We start from the raw sequence: 16,713 nt of genomic DNA, 5'->3' as shown, positions 1-16,713 counted from the left end.
GTCACCCCGGATACCGGACCTCGCGCGCCACCGGCGCGAAACCGCCGTCCTGCCAGCGGAATCGGTCGATAACCAGCACGTCCGGAGCGCCGAACTCCCGCCAACCGTGCGACTCGACGGTGAGATCGGGACCGTTGGTCGTGAGCGCCACCGGCAGGAGCCCGGTGCCCAGCGGACCGGGATCCTCGCGCAGCAGCGACTGGATCAGCGCCGGGGACTCCGGCGGCGATGCGCCGTCGTAGATCCGGACTTCACCGCGCCCCGGGCCACCGCCCGCGTCGCAGAACAGCCCGAGGATCGCGTCCCCCTGGCCATCGCCGGTCACGTCCTGGAACACCGCCTGCCGGATCGCACCGAGGTCCGAGTCCGGTTCGCAACCGGTGTCGGCCAGCACGGTCGACCAGTCGGCGCCGCCGAGTGGACCGTAGGGGTCGGGCCCGCACATCCGCGCCGCCAGCGCCGTCGCGGTGGAACACCGCTGCACGTAAGCATCCCAGGCGGGCCTCAGCTCCCCGCCAGGGCGCAGCGTCGAGAACACCAGCGCGGAGTCGCCCTGCCGGAAGCTGATCGCGCCGTTGCGGTGCACCGCGCGCGTCTCCATCGTCCGCGCGAACTCGGCAGGATCGCCGATGTCGACCTCGGTGGCGAAGCCGTTGTCGACGATCAGCGGAACCGACGGCAGCGACCGCAACACGTCGACCTGACCTCGGCAGGCCAGATCGTGCACGCTGGCCAGCATCATGCGCTCCGACTCGCGCAGGGCGCCCGTCGGCAGGTCGTCGAGGCCAGGGGATCCGCAGTCGCTGCGGGACTCGCCCGGCGCCAGGAAATGCGTGCCGACCTCGCGATCCCACCGCCCGAGCAACTGCGGGTAGACCCATGCCACGGTCTCCACCGAGGTCCGGTAGCCGCCGATGGCCACCAACCACTGCCCGGACATCGTGAACGACCACACCGGACCGGCGTTCACCATGCTGTTTGCCGCGCTGTCGGCGGCCAAGTCGGTGTCGGAGGTGCGGAACAGCGCGGATGCCTCGCCGAACCAGGGCCTGGCGACCTTGGTCCACGCGGTTGCGCCGCGCTCCGGCGAAGCCGGTCGCTGGCAGTGGGTGCTGGACCGCAGGGCGTCCTGGACCGGCGACCGATCCTCCGGTGCCAGCCGCACGGCCGCGACCTGCACCCTGGCCCGGTTGTCGAGCTCGTAAATCGTGAAAACGGCGGGATCGCGCGTCCGGAACTTCTCGACCACCGGCACCGGCCCGCAGCTCTCCATCGCCGCCAGAATCGAGTTGCGCTGGACCGGCCCCTCGTCGCGGGCGCGAAACGGCGCCTGCCATGCCGCAGGCAGCAACTCGGTCATCTCCTGCGACGAGTTGACCTCTCCCGGCGACCAGCTCCACCAGATGCCGAGCGCCAAGCCGAGCGCCGCCACCCCGCCGACGGCCAGCGCCCGCCTGCCGTAGCGGTTGCCGGGCATCAGCACGAACTCCTGGACGGACCGGGCGCCCAACCGTGGCCGTCCCACCTGAACACCGCGCCGTACTGCGACCCGAGACCGGTGATCTCGAACGGACCGCTCGTCGGTTGCACGTCGTGGGTCTGGGGTTTGCCGTCGATGACCATGTCGATCTCCAGCACCCACCGGTAGTGGCCCCCGGTGGCGCGCGATTCGATCTGGAACACCGCGGTTTCCCCGTCGGCGAGCTGCTTGGCCTTGGCGGCGAAGAACGGTTCCCCGAGGCGGTCGCCGTCGAGGACCCGAGCCGTCGGCCGGGGTTCGTCGAGGTCGAAGCCGATCAGGTCCGCTGGCAGGTCGCCCTGCTGACCGGCGCAGAACAGCGTGCCGGTGATGTTGGGTTCGCGGCTGAGCACCCGCGCTCGCATGTTGGTGATCACGATGTCGCGGGATCGAGCGCCTTCGATCGTCACGGTGCTGCCCTGCACCCCGGCTTTCGTGCCGCGCCCGGTTCCCTCGAAGAACTCGTACGGCGTCGCTGGGTCGGCCGCCGACAGCACCTCCGGCGACGCGAAGTTGAGGTCGCCGACCCGGCCGCCGTCCGAACTCGCCCAGACCAGCACGGGTGGCCGGGAAACATCCCGCGCGGCGTTCCACACCAGCGGTGCGACCACGCCCGCCAAGGCCGCGACGAGGGCCGTGATGACGAAGGCCGGACCGCTGAGCAGCCGTTGCCACCAGCGGCGCTGCGGCTGTTCCCCGGTCACCGAGCCGCCTCGGCTGCGCATCGGACCCCGATGATCATTCCGCCAACCGTATTGGACGAGCGGAAGTCCGTGGTCCGGTTCTCCGGAATCGCGAAGCCGGAACGACGACCAATCACCCGATTCGCGCAGGCGGCGGGTGGTTCGTCAGCGGGCCGGCGGTTCGTAGTTCTCGATGCGGCGCAGCAGGTTTCGGATCCGGGCGCCGTACAGCGGCGAGAGGGCGTAGCCGGGGTAGCTGGCGAACCAGCTGGCGCTGCCGAGGCTGACCGCGTCGGCACCGGCCCAGAAGTACTCGCGACAGTCGTCGAAGTTGCGGATGCCACCGGTGGCGATGATCGGCAGCTTCACCCCGGCGTCGCGCAGTTCCTTGACCACCCGCAGGCCGATCGGCTTGATGGCCCGGCCGGAGAGCCCGCCGAAGCCGTTCTTCAGCAGCGGCTGCCCGGTGTTCGGGTCCAGCCGCAGGCCCTTGACGGTGTTGATCGCGGTCAGCGCCGAAACCCCGTACCGGGCCGCCAGCCGGGCGTGCCCGAGGTAGTCGTAGTCCGGCGACAGCTTCAGGATCACCGGGTGGTTGCTGCGCGGCACCGCCTCGGCCAGCACCGATTCGATGATCTGGTTGAAGTCGAAGTTGACGTTGTGGCAGGAGACGTTGAACTCCACGGCGGCGATCTCGCCGACCGCGACCGCGTCGTTGACCTTGTCCACCAGCGTCACGAACTCCGCGGCGGAGAAGCCGCCGACGGAGATGATGGTGTTCTGCTCGCGGGTGCGCGGGTAGTAGTCGCGCAGGTAGGCGTCGATGCCGACGTTGCACCAGCCGAAGGCGTTGAGCCAGCCGCCGTCGACCTGCCGCAGCGCCTGCCCGTAGCGCTTGAGCAGCGCGGGCAGCTCGTGCAGCGGCCACACGTCGCGGGTGGTGAAGTGCCCTTCGCGCGGCTCGACGGTGACCGTGCGGGTGGTGACCGCGCCGAACCGGGACAGCGGCACGAACTGCGAGATCGGGCTCATGCCGTAGGGCACCAGCTTGGTGTTGGCGACCCCGTAGCCGAGCAGGCTGGACGAGGTCACCAGGCGGTTGCGCAATCTGATGTCGCCGAGCCGGACGCCGAGCTCGGACGGGACGTCTCGCACCAACCGAAGGTTGCGCTCCTGGGCCACGCTCACGATCTCCTCCTACCCGGCGCCGGTACGCGAACGCCGCCGCCAGCCCCATTGTCCCTCACCGGACACACCGCACCGCGCCGGGCAGTCCGACCACCCGCGCCCAACCCGGCACCCGACGTTGATCTTGGCCCCGACCCCGGCGCACCCGCGCATCCCACAACCCCGCCCGCAGCGGGTTCACCCGATGCGGGCGGGGTGAAGGGCACCTTCTACCAAGTTAGTTGGCGAAAGGTGCCCTTCACCCCGCACTCGATCGTGACGATGGTCAACAGCACCACGCCCGCGATGTACTGGCTCTGCGCACTCAACGACAACGCCCGCATGCAGTCCTCCCAGTGGCGAAACATTGTTATAAAACTGCGTTACATCACTGGTGTCAAGGTTCCGGTGAGTCGCGCGGAAAGTTCTACTCGGCTTCCGAGATCGCGGCGTCGCACAGGGCGTGCGCCTCGTCGACCGACGCGATCAGCGACCCCGCGGCCAATCCGGCGATGACGCGGTCGACGTCCCGCAAACCCGCCCGGGTCAGCAGGCGCTTCTCGTTGGTGACCCACTCGCCGCGAGCCGCCAGCACCGCGTGCGCCGCCTGGCAGGCCGCCTGTGCGATCGCGCCAGCCGTCTCCGCGAGCCGCCCGTAGGGCGCGTGGTTCGCCCGCGCGTAGGCCAGCGCCATCGAAGACCGCCCCCACCAGACCGGCGGCGCGGCTTTCCGCAGGGCATCCGGATATTCCGGGCAGGGCAGTTCGCCGTGCAGCACCCGGTTGATCGCCAGTTCGGCGACCACCAGGTAGCTGGGGATACCGGCGAGGTGGAACATCAACGGCTGCCATTCGAAGCGGCCCGCGCGGGCCTCGGCGAGCTCGTGCTCCACCGAGGCCAGGTCGCGGTAGTGCACGTCCACGTGGCGGCCCTCGATGCACAGCCACGCCCCGCCGTTGAACACGCCACCGCCCCAACCGCCGAGCTCGGAAACCTCACCGGACCAGCCGACCTCGCGCAGGTCCCGCGGTTCGAACCGGCCGCGGTAGTAGATCGCGAAGTCCCAGTCGCTGTCCGTGCGGTGCAGCCCCTGGGCGCGCGAGCCGCCGAGGCTGACCGCCTGCACGCCCGGCAACCCGGCCAACCGGTCCGCGACGTGGGCCTCGAATTCCGCATCTTCCAGCACGGTGATCAGACTCCTTCGGCAACGTGTGCGGACTGCTGCGGCGGAGGCACCCGGCACTCCGAGGCGCGGACCGGCCGATTCCGCCGTGCACCAGGATGCCCGCCGGAGGCGGCCACCACGACAGGCCCTATGTCGCGTCCGGGCACCGAGGCCCGTCTACCGGCGCAACCGGTCGCTGGGGTTCAGACGAACGTCAGCCAGTGCCGGTAGCGCGCGTCGGCGCCCGTCACGGCGGCGGTGAAGGCGTCCCGGATCTTGCCGGTCACCGGGCCGGGAGCGCCGATCTCGCGGTTGTCGACCGAACGCACCGGGGTGACCTCCGCGGCGGTGCCGCACAGGAACATCTCGTCCGCGGCGTAGAGGTCCGAGCGCAGCAGGTTCTCCCGCCGCACGGTGATCCCCAGGTCAGCCGCCAGTTCGGTGACCGTGTCCTGGGTGATGCCCTCCAGCGCACCGGCGCTGGACGGCGGCGTGCAGAGCACGTCGCCGCGCAGGACGAAGACGTTCTCGCCCGAACATTCGCTGACGTAGCCGTCGGTGCTCAGCAGCACCGCCTCGTCGAACCCGGCATCGCGCGCCTCCACCTTGGCCAGCGCCGAGTTGAGGTACGGACCGGTGGCCTTGGCCGCGGTCGGCACCACGGCGGGATCGTTGCGCCGCCAGGAACTCGTCATCAGCCGAACGCCGTGCTCGGCATCGCCGAGGTAGGCACCCCATTCCCAGCTCCCGATCGACATGTGCACCGGGGCACCCGACGGGTCGACGCCCATCACGCCGTAGCCCAGGTGGGCCAGGTGCCGCACGTAGCAGGACCGGTGTCCGTTGGCGCGCACCAGGTCGACGGTCGCGGCACGCAGTTCGTCCTTGCGGTACGGCAAGGTCATGCGCAACATCTTGGCGCTGCGCAACAGCCGATCCAGGTGTTCGTCGAGCCGGAACAGCGCCGGTCCATCCGCCGTGGAGTACGCGCGAACGCCCTCGAACACACCGGTGCCGTAGTGCAGGCCGTGGCTGAGCACGTGGACCTTGGCCTCGTGCCACGGAACCAGGGCGCCGTTCATCCAGATGTAGTCGGCTTCCGCCAGAGCCATCCCGCCTCCTCGCAAGTGACATATACCGCGATTCACAACAGGCCATTTCGCGATCAAGTGACAAGCTAACAAGCGGCGAGCACATCCACTAGTGATTAAAGGTGCTTGATCCGAGGCGTGGACCGGCTCTCGCGGTTGTCGAGTTCACCCGCCGGTCCTCAGGGATCACCTCAGGGCCGGGTTCCACCTGCCCGAACCAACCCGCACATCCGCTGAGCACAATGGCCGCATGTCGAGTGCTGATGTGGACCAATTCGCCGCGCTGATCCGCGACCGGCTCCGCTACGGGCACGGACCGCTCGGCCGCCGACTGGCCGCGGCGCTGACCGACCTCGCGCGCACCGGTGCGCTCAGCCCGGGTACCCGGCTGCCTTCCGAGCGGGACCTCGCCAGGGTGCTGGACTGCAGCCGAGGCGCGGTCGCCGCGGCGTTCAACGCGCTTTTCGAGGACGGGATCTGCGAGCGCCGACACGGCAGCGGCACCTACCTGGCCGCCGCGGCCGGACGCGAATCCGCGATGGGGCGGCTGCTGCGGCCCGGTGCGGTGTTCGCGGATCTGTCCACATCGGTCGTACCCGACCCGTCGCACCTGCGGGTTCCCAAGGTCGATCCGGCGGATCTGCTGCGCACGCCGAGCCAGCACGGCTACGACCCGGCGGGCGAGCCGGGTCTGCGCGAGCTGCTCGGCGGCGAGGTGCTGATCACCGCAGGTGCGCAGCAGGGCATCGACCTCGCCACCCGGTGCCTGGCCCGGCCGGGCGATGCGGTGCTCGTCGAGGAACCCACCTACCCGGGCGCGCTCGCGGCGATCCAGGGCTGCGGGGCGCGAGCCGTCGCCGTCGCCACGGACCGACGCGGCATGTTGCCCGAAGCGCTTCGCGACGCGATCGCCCGGCACCGGCCCGCTTTCGGCTACGTCCAGGCGGTGCGCAATCCGGCCGGGACGGTGGCCGACGACGACCGCGTCGGGGCCCTCGCCGAGATCGCCCGGGACGCCGACCTGCGCATCGTCGAAGACCGCACGCTCGCCGAGCTGGTCTACGAAGGCGCCCTGCCCGGCCGGTTCGCCGCGGCGCATCCGCACGGCACGATCGAGGTCCACTCGCTGTCCAAGGTGCTGTGGGGCGGTCTTCGGGTCGGCTGGCTCACCGCACCCGAGCCGCTGCTGGCCCAGCTGACCGAGCTCAAGCAGACCAGCGACCTGGCGACCAGCGCGGTCAGCCAACGGTTCGCGGCGGAGTTGTTGCGGCACAACGACTTCGCGACCTGGCGCACCGAACTGGCGCAGCGCCGCGACCACCTGTCGGCCGCCCTGCGCCAGCACCTTCCGCAGTGGACCTGGGATCAGCCCTCGGGCGGGCTGTCGCTGTGGGTGCGGTTGCCCGGCACCGACACCGACCGCTTCGCCGAACTGGCTCGCGGCAACGGCGTGGCGGTGGCCCCCGGCTCGCTGTTCAGCGCCGACCGCCGCTACCGCGACCACCTGCGCCTGAGCTTCGCGCTGGGCCCGGAACTGCTCGACCAAGCCGTCGCCGTGCTGGCCCGCACATGTTCCAGGGCCCACCACGCCCCGGCCGAGGCGACCGACCACAATGGCGACGACCACGGACAACCCACTTGAGGAGTAGGAACGTGAGCATGGACAAGCCGGTCGTCGACCCGCCCACCGGGAATCCCCCGGCGGATCTGGAGATCGAGGACATCGAGGTCGGCGATGGTCCGGAGGCCACGGCGGGCACCGTGGTGGACGTCCACTACGTGGGCGTTTCGCACCGCACCGGCGCGGAGTTCGACGCCAGCTGGAACCGCGGCGAGCCGTTGCGGGTGCAGCTCGGCGCGGGCCAGGTCATCGAAGGCTGGGACCGGGGCCTGCAGGGCATGCGAGTGGGTGGCCGTCGGCGGCTCACCATCCCGCCGCACCTCGCCTACGGTGACCAAGGCGCGGCAGGCGTCATCAAGCCGGGCGAAACGCTGATCTTCGTGTGCGACCTGGTGTCCGCCCGCTGAAGAACCACCGCGGCCCGCGACTGGAACCAGTCGCGGGCCGGGTTTTCGGAGCCTGGTCTTGGACGCGTTTCGCGTCCACCGCTGCTGAGAGTTGGCGATTTCGCGCGAGAGACGGCGATTTCACGCGAAACGCTCAGCTCGTCACTTGGCGGAGTCGGTCTGGCGACGGAGTTCGCGGAGCTGGCGCATCGCGAGGACGGCCCGGTCGCCGTCGGCCGCCTGGATCGCCATGATCGGCACGTACTCGTCCTCCGGCAGCTCCAGCCGGGCCCACGGAGCACCGTCCGGGAAGCTGAACGCCCGCACCAGCGGCCACGAGTAGCGCTGGGTGCCGATGATGTTGCGGACCTCCACGCCGTCGCCGTCGGCCCGCAGCCGCGGCCGGGCCAGCAGCAGCACGCCACCGGCCAGCAGCACGCCGAGCAGCACCATCGCCACCTGGTCGGACACCGAGAAGATCACACCGGTCGGGGAGCTGCGCAGCAGGACACCGACCACGCCGAAGATCAGCACCAGGGCGACCGCGATCGGGATCGCCACCCGACGCACCTTCCGCGGCCGAACCTCCACCCGTTGCGCGCTCACAAGAACCCCCGCTCGCTGTCCCAGCCCCGCAGTTCCCGCAGCACCAGCGCGGTCTCCAGCGCCGCGGCGGTGGCCTCGAAGCCCTTGTCCTCGACGGAGTCGTCGAACCCGGCTCGGTCCTCGGCCTGCTGCATGGTGTCACACGTCAGCACGCCGTTGCCGACGGCGGTGGACTCGTCCAGCGCCACCCTGGTCAGCCCCTGGGTGACCGAGTCGCAGACGTACTCGAAGTGCGGGGTGCCGCCGCGCACCACCACGCCGAGCGCGACCACCGCGTCGTGCTGGTGCGCCAACTGCTGGCAAACCACCGGCAGTTCGATCGAGCCGGGCACCCGCACCACGGTCGGTTCGGCGATGCCCGCCTCCTTCGCCGCCGCCAGCGCGCGGGAGAGCATCTGGTCGACGAGCTTCTCGTGCCAGCGGATCGCCGCGATGCCCAACCGCAGGTCCCCCGCCTTCGGCACGCTGATCCGCGGTCGGCCCTCGCCACTCATGCCGTCACTCCCGCCCCACCGTTGATCGAGGAGTCTTCGCCGTCGTCCAGATTGTCCAGCACGTGCCCCATCCGGTCGCGCTTGGTGCGCAAGTAGCGGATGTTCTCCGGATTCGGCCTGATCGGCAGCGGCACGCGGTCGACGATCCGCAGCCCGTAGCCCTCCAGGCCGACCCGCTTGGCCGGGTTGTTGGTGAGCAGCCGCATCGACTTCACACCCAGGTCGCACAGGATCTGCGCGCCCTGGCCGTAGTCCCGGCTGTCCACCGGCATGCCCAGCGCGACGTTGGCGTCCACGGTGTCCGCGCCGTTGTCCTGCAACTGGTAGGCCTGCAGCTTGTGGATCAGCCCGATGCCGCGTCCCTCGTGCCCGCGCATGTAGAGCACCACGCCGCGACCGGCCTCGGCGACCTTGGCCATCGCCGCGTCCAGCTGCGGGCCGCAGTCGCAGCGCAGCGAGCCCAGCACGTCACCGGTCAGGCATTCGGAGTGCACCCGCACCAGGATGTCCTCGCCGTCACCGATCTCGCCGTAGACCATGGCCAGGTGCTCGATGCCGTCGATCGTGCTGTCGTAGCCGACGGTGCGGAAGGTGCCGTGCGCGGTGGGGATCCGGGCCTCGGCGACCCGCACCACCTGCTTCTCGAAGCGGCGCCGGTAGGAGATCAGGTCAGCGATGCTGATCAGCGCCAAGTCGTGCTCCTCGGCGAAGACCTCCAGCTCGTCGCGGCGCGCCATGTCGCCCTCGGACTTCTGGCTGACGATCTCGCACAGCGCACCCGCCGGGCGCAGTCCGGCCAGGCGGGCCAGGTCCACCGCCGCCTCGGTGTGGCCGGGGCGGCGCAGCACGCCGCCCTCGCGGGCCCGCAGCGGCACCACGTGGCCGGGCCGGTTGAGGTCCTTGGCGGTGGATTCCGCACCGGCCAGCACGCGCAGCGTCGTCGCGCGGTCGGCGGCGGAGATGCCGGTGCTGACGCCGTCGGCGGCGTCGACGGTGACGGTGTAGGCGGTGCCCTTGCGGTCCTGGTTCCAGTGGTACATCGGGGGGAGGTCGAGGCGGTCGCAGTCGTCACCGGTGAGCCCGACGCAGATGTAGCCGGAGGTGTAGCGGACCATGAACGCCACCAGCTCGGGCGTCGCCCGCTCCGCGGCGAAGATCAGATCGCCTTCGTTCTCTCGGTCCTCGTCGTCCACCACGATCACCGGGCGTCCGGCCGCGATGTCGGCCAATGCGCGCTCGATGCTGTCGAACCGGTTCGTGCTCACCGTGACCGCAACCTTGTCCTCGGGGTTCATCACCGCGCCTCCCTGACGCCGCCATTGTCCCCCGAACGGGTCTGCGCACCATGGGCCCGGTGGTCCAGTTGTGCTGCGGCGAGCCGTTCCAGGTGTTTGGCCAGCACATCCACCTCGATGTTCACTTCGTCACCTGGCTCGCGCAGGCCCAGCGTGGTCAGCCGCTTGGTGGTGGGGATCAGCGCGATGCTGAACTCGGTGTCCCCCGCCTCGACCACGGTCAGCGACACCCCGTCGACGGTGACCGAACCCTTCTCCACCAGGTAGCGGGACAGTCGATGCGGTATTTCGAAGCGGGTGAGCCCGTCGGCCTCGGTGCCGCGCAGCACGCCCGTGCCGTCGACGTGGCCCTGCACGATGTGCCCGCCGAGCCGATCGCCAAGCGCCATCGCGCGTTCCAGGTTGACCCGGTCGCCGATCGCGATGCCCTTCATCGACGAGCGGCGCAACGTCTCGGCCACCACGTCCACGGTGAACCGCCCGTCCCCGACCGCCACCACGGTTAGGCAGACGCCGTTGACCGCGATCGAATCGCCGTGCCCGGCGTCCTCGGTCACCACCGGACCGGAAATGGTCAGCCGACTGCCATCGGCCAACGGCTCGACCGCCTCGATGGTGCCGAGCTCCTCGACGATCCCGGTGAACACCTGCCTGCCTCCTCGCCTGCTTGGCGGGCGCCGTCGCCCGCACCGCGCCCGATCACCGATCCAGCGGAACCGCGCTCACTCGGATGTCCGGGCCACTCATCGTCGTCTCTTCAACACGCAACCGCCATGCCCGCGAGATGCTTCCCACTCCCGCTTCGCCGAGCGCCGCCGGTCCGGCACCGAGCAGCATCGGCGCGAGGTAGGCCAGCACCCGGTCCACGCATCCGGCGGCGACGAACGCCCCGGCCAGTCGCGGGCCGCCTTCCAGCAGCACGTCCACGATGCCGCGATCCGCGAGCGCGGTGAGCACCGCTGCCGGATCGCCGCCGGGCAACTGGACGGTTTCGGCCGCGTCGTCGAAGACCTTGGCAGCGGGCGGAATCTCGCGATCGCCGACCACCACGCGCAGCGGCTGGCGGGGCAGCAGCCCGCCGTCCGGAGCGCGGGCGGTCAGGTGCGGGTCGTCGGCCAGCACGGTGCCGGTGCCCGCGATGATCGCGTCCATCCGCGCGCGCACCCGGTGCACCTCGGCGCGGGAGGACGCGGAGCTGATCCACTTGCTGGTGCCGTCGGCGGCGGCCGAACGGCCGTCCAAAGTGGCCGCGTACTTCCAGGTCACGTGCGGCCGTCCGGTTCGGATGAAGTGCAGCCAGGCCCGCAGCGGGCCGCCCGACACCTCGTCGGCGAGCAGACCACTGTGGACATCCACACCCGCGGCGCGCAGCACCTCGGCGCCCCCGGCGGCCTGCGGGTTGGGATCGGAAACCGCGTGCACCACGCGCGCGATCCCGGCCGCGCGCAGCGCCTCCGCGCACGGCGGCGTGCGGCCGGTGTGCGCGCACGGCTCCAGCGTGACCACGGCGGTGCCACCGGCGGCGCGGTCCCCGGCCGCGCGCAGCGCGACGATTTCGGCGTGCGGTCCGCCCGGCGGCTCGGTGGCACCGACGCCCACGACCGCGCCGTCGGCGTCCAGCACCACGCAGCCCACCGGCGGGTTCGGACTCGTCGTGCCGCGCACCTGTTCGCTCGCCGCGATCGCGGTTCGCATCGCCTGCTCTTCGGCATGAGCGACCATCGGTGTCCTCCCGGTCGTCAGTGCCTGGCGTGCGCGAAGCCCGGAGCCGCCTTGGCGCGCAGCGCCTCGACCGCCGCGGCCGGATCGTCGGCGTTGTAGACCGCCGAGCCCGCCACGAAGCAGTCCACCCCGGCCTCGGCGGCCTGCTCGATGGTGTCGGCGTTGATGCCGCCGTCGATCTCCACCACCAGCTTTAGGTGGCCGGTGTCGACGAGTTCGCGGGCCTTGCGGGTCTTGTCCAGCACCTCGGCGATGAACTTCTGGCCGCCGAAGCCCGGCTCGACCGACATCACCAGCAGCGTGTCGTAGTGCTTGAGCACCTCGACGTAGGGCTCCAGCGGGGTGTTCGGCTTGATGGACAGGCCCGCCTTCGCCCCGGCGGCGCGCAGGTCCTTGGCGATGGCGATCGGGTCCTTGGCGGCTTCCACGTGCACCGTGACGTTGTAGGCACCGGCCTCGGCGTAGCCGATGGCCCAGCGGTCCGGGTCCTCGATCATCAGGTGGCAGTCGACCGGGATGTCGGTGACCTTCAGCAACGACTCGACGACCGGCAGGCCCAGGGTCAGATTTGGCACGAAGTGCGCGTCCATCACGTCCACGTGCAGCCAGTCGGCGCGCTTGCCGGGCTCGCCGTCCACGGCGGCGATCTCGTCGGCGAGACGGGCGAAGTCGGCGGAGAGGATGGAAGGCGCGATCATCGGCTGGTTCGACACATGCGGGAGTGTAAATCCCAGGTGTCACCCGGTGCGGGGCGCCCTGGCCACGCTCATTCGGCCGCTGGTGCCCCCGGTTGCGAGGCCGCCACGGCCCTGCGCCGGTGCACGACGTAGTACGCCACGCACAGCAGCACGACGAACGGCACGCCCGCCTTCCAGGCCACGCTGAACGGCCCCAGGAACGGAGTCGTCAGCAGCACCGCCGCGAAGAACAGCATGGCCAGCACCGTGGTCACCGGCGCCCCCGCCAGCTCCACCGGCGACGGCGGCAGGCCCGCCGCGACGCGGCGACGGCGGAACACCAGGTGGCTGACGAAGATCAGCAGGTACACCACCAGCGCACCGAACAGCGCCATGCCGAGCAGGATCGGGAACGCGGTGTCCTCGGCGAACACCGCCAACGACGCCGCCAGCGCCAGCCCCGCCGCGGACAGCACCAGCGCCCGGCGCGGCACCCCGTTGCGGCTCACCGCGGCGAACCACTTCGGCGCGTAGCCGTCCAGGGCCAGCGAGTGGGTCATCCGCGCGGTGAGGTAGAGGTTGGTGTTCATCGCCGACAGCGCGGCGGTGAGCACCACGAAGTTCATGATCCCGGCCGCGGCCGGGATGCCCACCAGGCTGAACAGCCGCACGAACGGGCTCTGCGTGACGTCGTCGGACGAAGCCGCCTGGTTCCACGGCAGGATCGAGACCACCACGAGCATGCCGAGGACGTAGAACAGCGCCAGCCTCAGCACCGTGCTGCGGGCCGCGCGCGGCACGTCCCGCTCCGGGTTGCTCGACTCGGCCGCGGTCATCGAGACCGCCTCGGTGCCCAGGTAGGAGAAGGTGACCACGGCCAACGCCAGCCACACCGCGCCGATGCCGTTGGGCAGGAATCCGCCGTGCTCGGTCAGCGCGCCGACCCCGGCGGGCTGCTGGCCGGGCAGGCCGAAGATGATGTAGACGACGCCGAGCACCACGAACACCACGATCGTGACGACCTTGATCATGGCGAACCAGTACTCGAACTCGCCGAAGAAGCGCACCGCCGCGATGTTGATCGCCAGCATCGCCACGGCGAAACCCACCACCGGGATCCACAGCGGCAGCTGCGGATACCAGAACTGCAGGTAGAGCCCGGCCGCGATGACCTCGCTGCCGATGTTGACCACCTGCGCGGCCCAGTAGATCCAGCGCGAGACGAAACCGGCGAGGCCGCCGAGGCAGCGCTGGATGATCGCGCCGAAACCACCGGCCTCCGGGTGCACCACGATCATCTCGGCGAGCGCGTAGGCCAGCGCCAGCATCGCGAACGCGGCCACCGCGTAGGCGACGATCACGGCCGGACCGGCGATCGAGATGGCCAGGCCGGAGCCGAGGAACAGCCCGGTGCCGATGGCCCCGCCGATGGCGATCATGCCGACCTGGCGGCCGGAAAGATCCCGGCGCAGCCCGGACTGCCGTACCGGTGCGGTCTCCTGTGCCACTGTGGTGTGCCTTCCGCTCGTCGCGCACCAACTGCCAGTGCGCGACGAGCACCTTACGACGCGTCACCGCCCGCCGTCGGTCCGGTAGCCGACTTGTAGCGCAGTCTCAACATCCGTCGCTGATCTCGTTCTGCTTCGCGGTGCGGCTAGCGGCGCCTGCTGGAATCGCTGTCGCCGTCTCGACTCCGCGGATCCAGTTTCACCCGGGCCGATCCCATTTCACCCGGCAGGCGGTCCCGCGCGCCGGACGGTCAGCGCGGCACCGAGAGTTCGATCGGCGTGCCTTCCTCGACCGAGCGGCTGACCGTGCAGTACTTCTCGATGGCGCGCCGCACCGCTTCGACGAGCTTGTCGGCGTCGTCGATCCCGCTGAGGTCCACGTCGAAGTCGATCTGCACCGAGGCGAACTTGTGCTTGTCCTCCGGGGTTTTGGTGCGGTCTGCGTGCACCGTGATCTTCGCGTCCTCGCCGAGCCGCCGGACCAGCAGGTTTTCGCTGGTGACCGCCGAGCAACCGGCGATCGCGGCGAGCAGCAGCTCACCGGGGGTGAACGCCTCGGGTGCGCCGTCGCGACCGATGGTCACCTGGCCGCCGCGCGGGTTGGTCGCGGTGAAGGTGTGCTGGCCTGTCCGGGTCACTTCGACCGGCGTGGAAGACATTCGTACCACCTGACGTTGGTTGCTGTTGCGGTCCAGCCTCGGTGTGCGGGCCGTGCCCGGTCAACCAACGCGGCGGTCGGGTTGTTCCAGTCAGGATTGAGGCCATGACCACTACCTCCGCCGAAGGGCTGCAGCGCCGGTTGTCGCTGCGCGACCTGATCGTCTCCGGGCTGTTGTTCATCGGACCGTTGGCACCGGTTGGTGTTTTCGGCGTGCTGGACGCCCGCAGCGGCGGCGCGGTCGCGCTGGTGTACGTGGTCGCGACCGTCGCGATGGGATTCACCGCGTGGTCCTACGCGCGGATGTCGGCGGCGGTGCCGAAGGCGGGTTCGGTGTTCGCGTACGCCTCGGCGGGCCTGGGTCGGGCGCCGGGCTTCGTCGCGGGCTGGATGATCATGCTCGACTACCTGTTCATCCCGAGCGTTGCCTCGCTGTTCGTGGGTATCGCGATGAATTCGCTGGTGCCGCAGATACCGGTCTGGCTGGCAACCGGGGTAGCGATCGTGGTGGTCACCGCGCTGAACCTGATCGGCGTCAAGGTCGCGGCGCTCGTCGGCGCGGTGGTGCTGGCGGTGGAGATCGTGCTGCTCGCGGTGTTCATCGTCGCCGCGCTGGTGGTGCTGGCCACCGACGGCACGGATCGTTCGTGGCTGTCGCCGCTGGTCGGCGTCGACGGATTCGCACCGCTGGCCGTGCTGGGTGCGGTGTCCGTGGCGGTGCTGTCGTTCCTCGGGTTCGATGCGATCGCGTCGTTCGCCGAGGAGAACACCGGCTCGACCCGCCAGGTCGGCCGGGCGCTGCTGTTCTGCCTGGCGTTGAGCGGTGTGCTGTTCGTCGTGCAGACCTACCTGGCCGCGTTGCTGAACCCGTTGAGCCCGCAGGAGTTGGCGCTGAGCGCGGATGCGCAGGATTCGGCGTTCTACGACATGCTGCGGGCGTCGTTGGGCGGCTGGCTGTCCGTGGCGGTGACCGCCGTGAAGTCGGTGGCACCGGCGTTCTCGGCGATGGTCGCGCAGGCGGCGGTGAGCCGGTTGCTGTACGGGATGGCCCGGGACGGGCAGCTGCCCGCCGCGCTGGGCCGGGTCGATCAGCGGGCGCACGTGCCGCGCAACGCCACCCTGCTGGCGGCGGTGGTGACGCTGGTCGTGTCGGTGTGGGCGGCGTCGGCCGATGACGGGCTGGAAGTGCTCTCGTCGATGGTGACGGTCGGCGCGTTGACCGCGTTCATCCTGTTGCACGCTTCGGTGATCGGCTACTTCGCGGTGTCCGGGCGGGACCGCCGAGCGTCCACTGTGGTCATTCCGGCGATCGGCGCGGTGATCTCGGTGGTGGTCCTGGTCACGGCGAGCCCGCTGGCTCTCGCGGTGGCCGCGGGCTGGCTCGTGCTCGGCGTGATCGTGTACGTCCTGCGATCGCGAACGCGGCTGGATTAGAGGTTGCGCGGGTTGGCGTGCGTGAACGGTTGTTCCCGGTGCGAACCGGAATTCCCGTTCACGAGCGGTCAGCGCGGCTTCTCAGCTGGTTTCACCGGGCGAGGAGTGCCTCCCGCGCGGACTCCGAACGGTGGTCAGTCGGCGTCCTCGCCGATGTCCTCGTACCAGAGGCGGGGGTTCGCTTCGATGAATTCGGCCATCAGCCGAGTGCATTCCGGATCGTCGAGCAGCACGACGTCCACCCCGTGCTCGGCCAGCCAGTCGTGGCCGCCGTGGAAGTTGCGGGCCTCGCCGATGACGACCCGACCGATCCCGAACTGGCGCACCAATCCGCTGCAGTACCAACACGGCGAAAGGGTGGTGACCATCGTGGTTCCGGCGTAGGAGCGCTGCCGCCCCGCGTTGCGGAAGGCCGCGGTCTCACCGTGCACCGACGGATCGTCGTCCTGCACCCGCCGGTTGTGCCCGCTGCCGAGCACCTGCCCATCAGGCCCGATCAGCGCCGCGCCGATGGGAATCCCGCCCTCGGCGAGCCCGGCCTTCGCCTCCGCCACCGCGACCGCCAACCACCGCCGATACTCCTCCTCGGCCACTGCCGCTCCTCCTCTAGTGGTCGTGAATGGTCGCCGCGGTAAGAACCTGGCGATTTCGCGCGAAATCGCCCCCCCCCGCCCCTGCGCAACGGCG

Annotated in this window: 18 protein-coding genes; 3 read left to right on the top strand and 15 right to left on the bottom strand. The window is 70.4% G+C overall.

Features of this window, described 5'->3' with window-relative positions:
- Nucleotide 1: 1 nt before the first annotated feature.
- The 6 genes from ACTWQN_RS07085 to ACTWQN_RS07060 all read right to left on the bottom strand — a co-directional run bounded on the left by ACTWQN_RS07085 (nt 2) and on the right by ACTWQN_RS07060 (nt 5,646).
- Nucleotides 2-1,525: a hypothetical protein gene (locus ACTWQN_RS07085; protein ID WP_443202526.1), complete on the bottom strand. Its 1,524-nt coding sequence runs from the start codon at nt 1,523-1,525 to the stop codon at nt 2-4.
- Nucleotides 1,477-2,223 carry a hypothetical protein gene (locus tag ACTWQN_RS07080; RefSeq protein ID WP_443202525.1) on the bottom strand — a complete coding sequence of 249 codons (747 nt, stop codon included), beginning with the start codon at nt 2,221-2,223 and terminating at the stop codon, nt 1,477-1,479. The genes ACTWQN_RS07085 and ACTWQN_RS07080 overlap by 49 nt, the downstream gene beginning before the upstream one ends.
- A gap of 144 nt (nt 2,224-2,367) precedes the next feature.
- Nucleotides 2,368-3,390, bottom strand: coding sequence for a beta/alpha barrel domain-containing protein (locus ACTWQN_RS07075; RefSeq protein WP_443202524.1), 1,023 nt, complete (start codon nt 3,388-3,390; stop codon nt 2,368-2,370).
- A gap of 209 nt (nt 3,391-3,599) precedes the next feature.
- Nucleotides 3,600-3,737 (bottom strand): hypothetical protein, encoded by a 138-nt coding sequence (locus ACTWQN_RS07070; RefSeq protein WP_443202523.1) that lies wholly within the window; start codon nt 3,735-3,737, stop codon nt 3,600-3,602.
- A gap of 59 nt (nt 3,738-3,796) precedes the next feature.
- Nucleotides 3,797-4,552 (bottom strand): nucleotidyltransferase domain-containing protein, encoded by a 756-nt coding sequence (locus tag ACTWQN_RS07065; RefSeq protein WP_443202851.1) that lies wholly within the window; start codon nt 4,550-4,552, stop codon nt 3,797-3,799.
- A 185-nt stretch (nt 4,553-4,737) separates the two neighbouring features.
- A complete protein-coding gene (locus ACTWQN_RS07060) occupies nt 4,738-5,646 on the bottom strand; it encodes a branched-chain amino acid transaminase (protein ID WP_443202522.1) in 909 nt (302 codons plus the stop codon).
- A gap of 229 nt (nt 5,647-5,875) precedes the next feature.
- Here ACTWQN_RS07060 and ACTWQN_RS07055 point away from each other — a divergent pair, with 229 nt between their 5' ends.
- Nucleotides 5,876-7,267, top strand: a complete 1,392-nt coding sequence (locus ACTWQN_RS07055) for an aminotransferase-like domain-containing protein (RefSeq protein ID WP_443202521.1) — start codon at nt 5,876-5,878, stop codon at nt 7,265-7,267.
- Nucleotides 7,268-7,284: 17 nt separating this feature from the next.
- Nucleotides 7,285-7,653, top strand: a complete 369-nt coding sequence (locus tag ACTWQN_RS07050) for an FKBP-type peptidyl-prolyl cis-trans isomerase (protein ID WP_443202850.1) — start codon at nt 7,285-7,287, stop codon at nt 7,651-7,653.
- Nucleotides 7,654-7,794: 141 nt separating this feature from the next.
- On the opposite strand, the gene ACTWQN_RS07045 is transcribed toward ACTWQN_RS07050, so the two are convergent.
- The 8 genes from ACTWQN_RS07045 to ACTWQN_RS07010 all read right to left on the bottom strand — a co-directional run bounded on the left by ACTWQN_RS07045 (nt 7,795) and on the right by ACTWQN_RS07010 (nt 14,593).
- The gene (locus ACTWQN_RS07045) at nt 7,795-8,202 is read right to left on the bottom strand and encodes a PH domain-containing protein (RefSeq protein WP_443202849.1); all 408 of its coding nucleotides are present in this window, start codon (nt 8,200-8,202) and stop codon (nt 7,795-7,797) included.
- A gap of 32 nt (nt 8,203-8,234) precedes the next feature.
- Nucleotides 8,235-8,732, bottom strand: a complete 498-nt coding sequence (ribH, locus tag ACTWQN_RS07040; protein WP_443202520.1) for a 6,7-dimethyl-8-ribityllumazine synthase — start codon at nt 8,730-8,732, stop codon at nt 8,235-8,237.
- On the bottom strand, nt 8,729-10,027 hold the full coding sequence (locus ACTWQN_RS07035) for a bifunctional 3,4-dihydroxy-2-butanone-4-phosphate synthase/GTP cyclohydrolase II (protein ID WP_443202848.1): 1,299 nt from the start codon (nt 10,025-10,027) through the stop codon (nt 8,729-8,731). Before ACTWQN_RS07035 ends, ribH begins: the two co-directional genes overlap by 4 nt.
- Nucleotides 10,027-10,674, bottom strand: coding sequence for a riboflavin synthase (locus ACTWQN_RS07030; protein WP_443202519.1), 648 nt, complete (start codon nt 10,672-10,674; stop codon nt 10,027-10,029). Before ACTWQN_RS07030 ends, ACTWQN_RS07035 begins: the two co-directional genes overlap by 1 nt.
- Before the next feature lie 52 nt (nt 10,675-10,726).
- Nucleotides 10,727-11,749 (bottom strand): bifunctional diaminohydroxyphosphoribosylaminopyrimidine deaminase/5-amino-6-(5-phosphoribosylamino)uracil reductase RibD, encoded by a 1,023-nt coding sequence (gene ribD / locus ACTWQN_RS07025; RefSeq protein ID WP_443202518.1) that lies wholly within the window; start codon nt 11,747-11,749, stop codon nt 10,727-10,729.
- A gap of 17 nt (nt 11,750-11,766) precedes the next feature.
- Nucleotides 11,767-12,447 (bottom strand): ribulose-phosphate 3-epimerase, encoded by a 681-nt coding sequence (rpe, locus tag ACTWQN_RS07020; RefSeq protein WP_443202847.1) that lies wholly within the window; start codon nt 12,445-12,447, stop codon nt 11,767-11,769.
- 68 nt (nt 12,448-12,515) lie between these two features.
- Nucleotides 12,516-13,934 (bottom strand): amino acid permease, encoded by a 1,419-nt coding sequence (locus ACTWQN_RS07015; RefSeq protein ID WP_443202517.1) that lies wholly within the window; start codon nt 13,932-13,934, stop codon nt 12,516-12,518.
- A 251-nt stretch (nt 13,935-14,185) separates the two neighbouring features.
- The gene (locus ACTWQN_RS07010; RefSeq protein ID WP_443202516.1) at nt 14,186-14,593 is read right to left on the bottom strand and encodes an OsmC family protein; all 408 of its coding nucleotides are present in this window, start codon (nt 14,591-14,593) and stop codon (nt 14,186-14,188) included.
- A 104-nt stretch (nt 14,594-14,697) separates the two neighbouring features.
- Here ACTWQN_RS07010 and ACTWQN_RS07005 point away from each other — a divergent pair, with 104 nt between their 5' ends.
- Nucleotides 14,698-16,026 carry an APC family permease gene (locus ACTWQN_RS07005; RefSeq protein ID WP_443202515.1) on the top strand — a complete coding sequence of 443 codons (1,329 nt, stop codon included), beginning with the start codon at nt 14,698-14,700 and terminating at the stop codon, nt 16,024-16,026.
- 134 nt (nt 16,027-16,160) lie between these two features.
- On the opposite strand, the gene ACTWQN_RS07000 is transcribed toward ACTWQN_RS07005, so the two are convergent.
- Nucleotides 16,161-16,619: a nucleoside deaminase gene (locus ACTWQN_RS07000; RefSeq protein WP_443202514.1), complete on the bottom strand. Its 459-nt coding sequence runs from the start codon at nt 16,617-16,619 to the stop codon at nt 16,161-16,163.
- Nucleotides 16,620-16,713 lie beyond the last annotated feature (94 nt).

Origin of the sequence: Saccharopolyspora antiqui, from assembly GCF_052246905.1 — a bacterium.
Lineage (GTDB): Bacteria > Actinomycetota > Actinomycetes > Mycobacteriales > Pseudonocardiaceae > Saccharopolyspora.
This window is presented reverse-complemented; position numbering and strand designations above follow the sequence as displayed.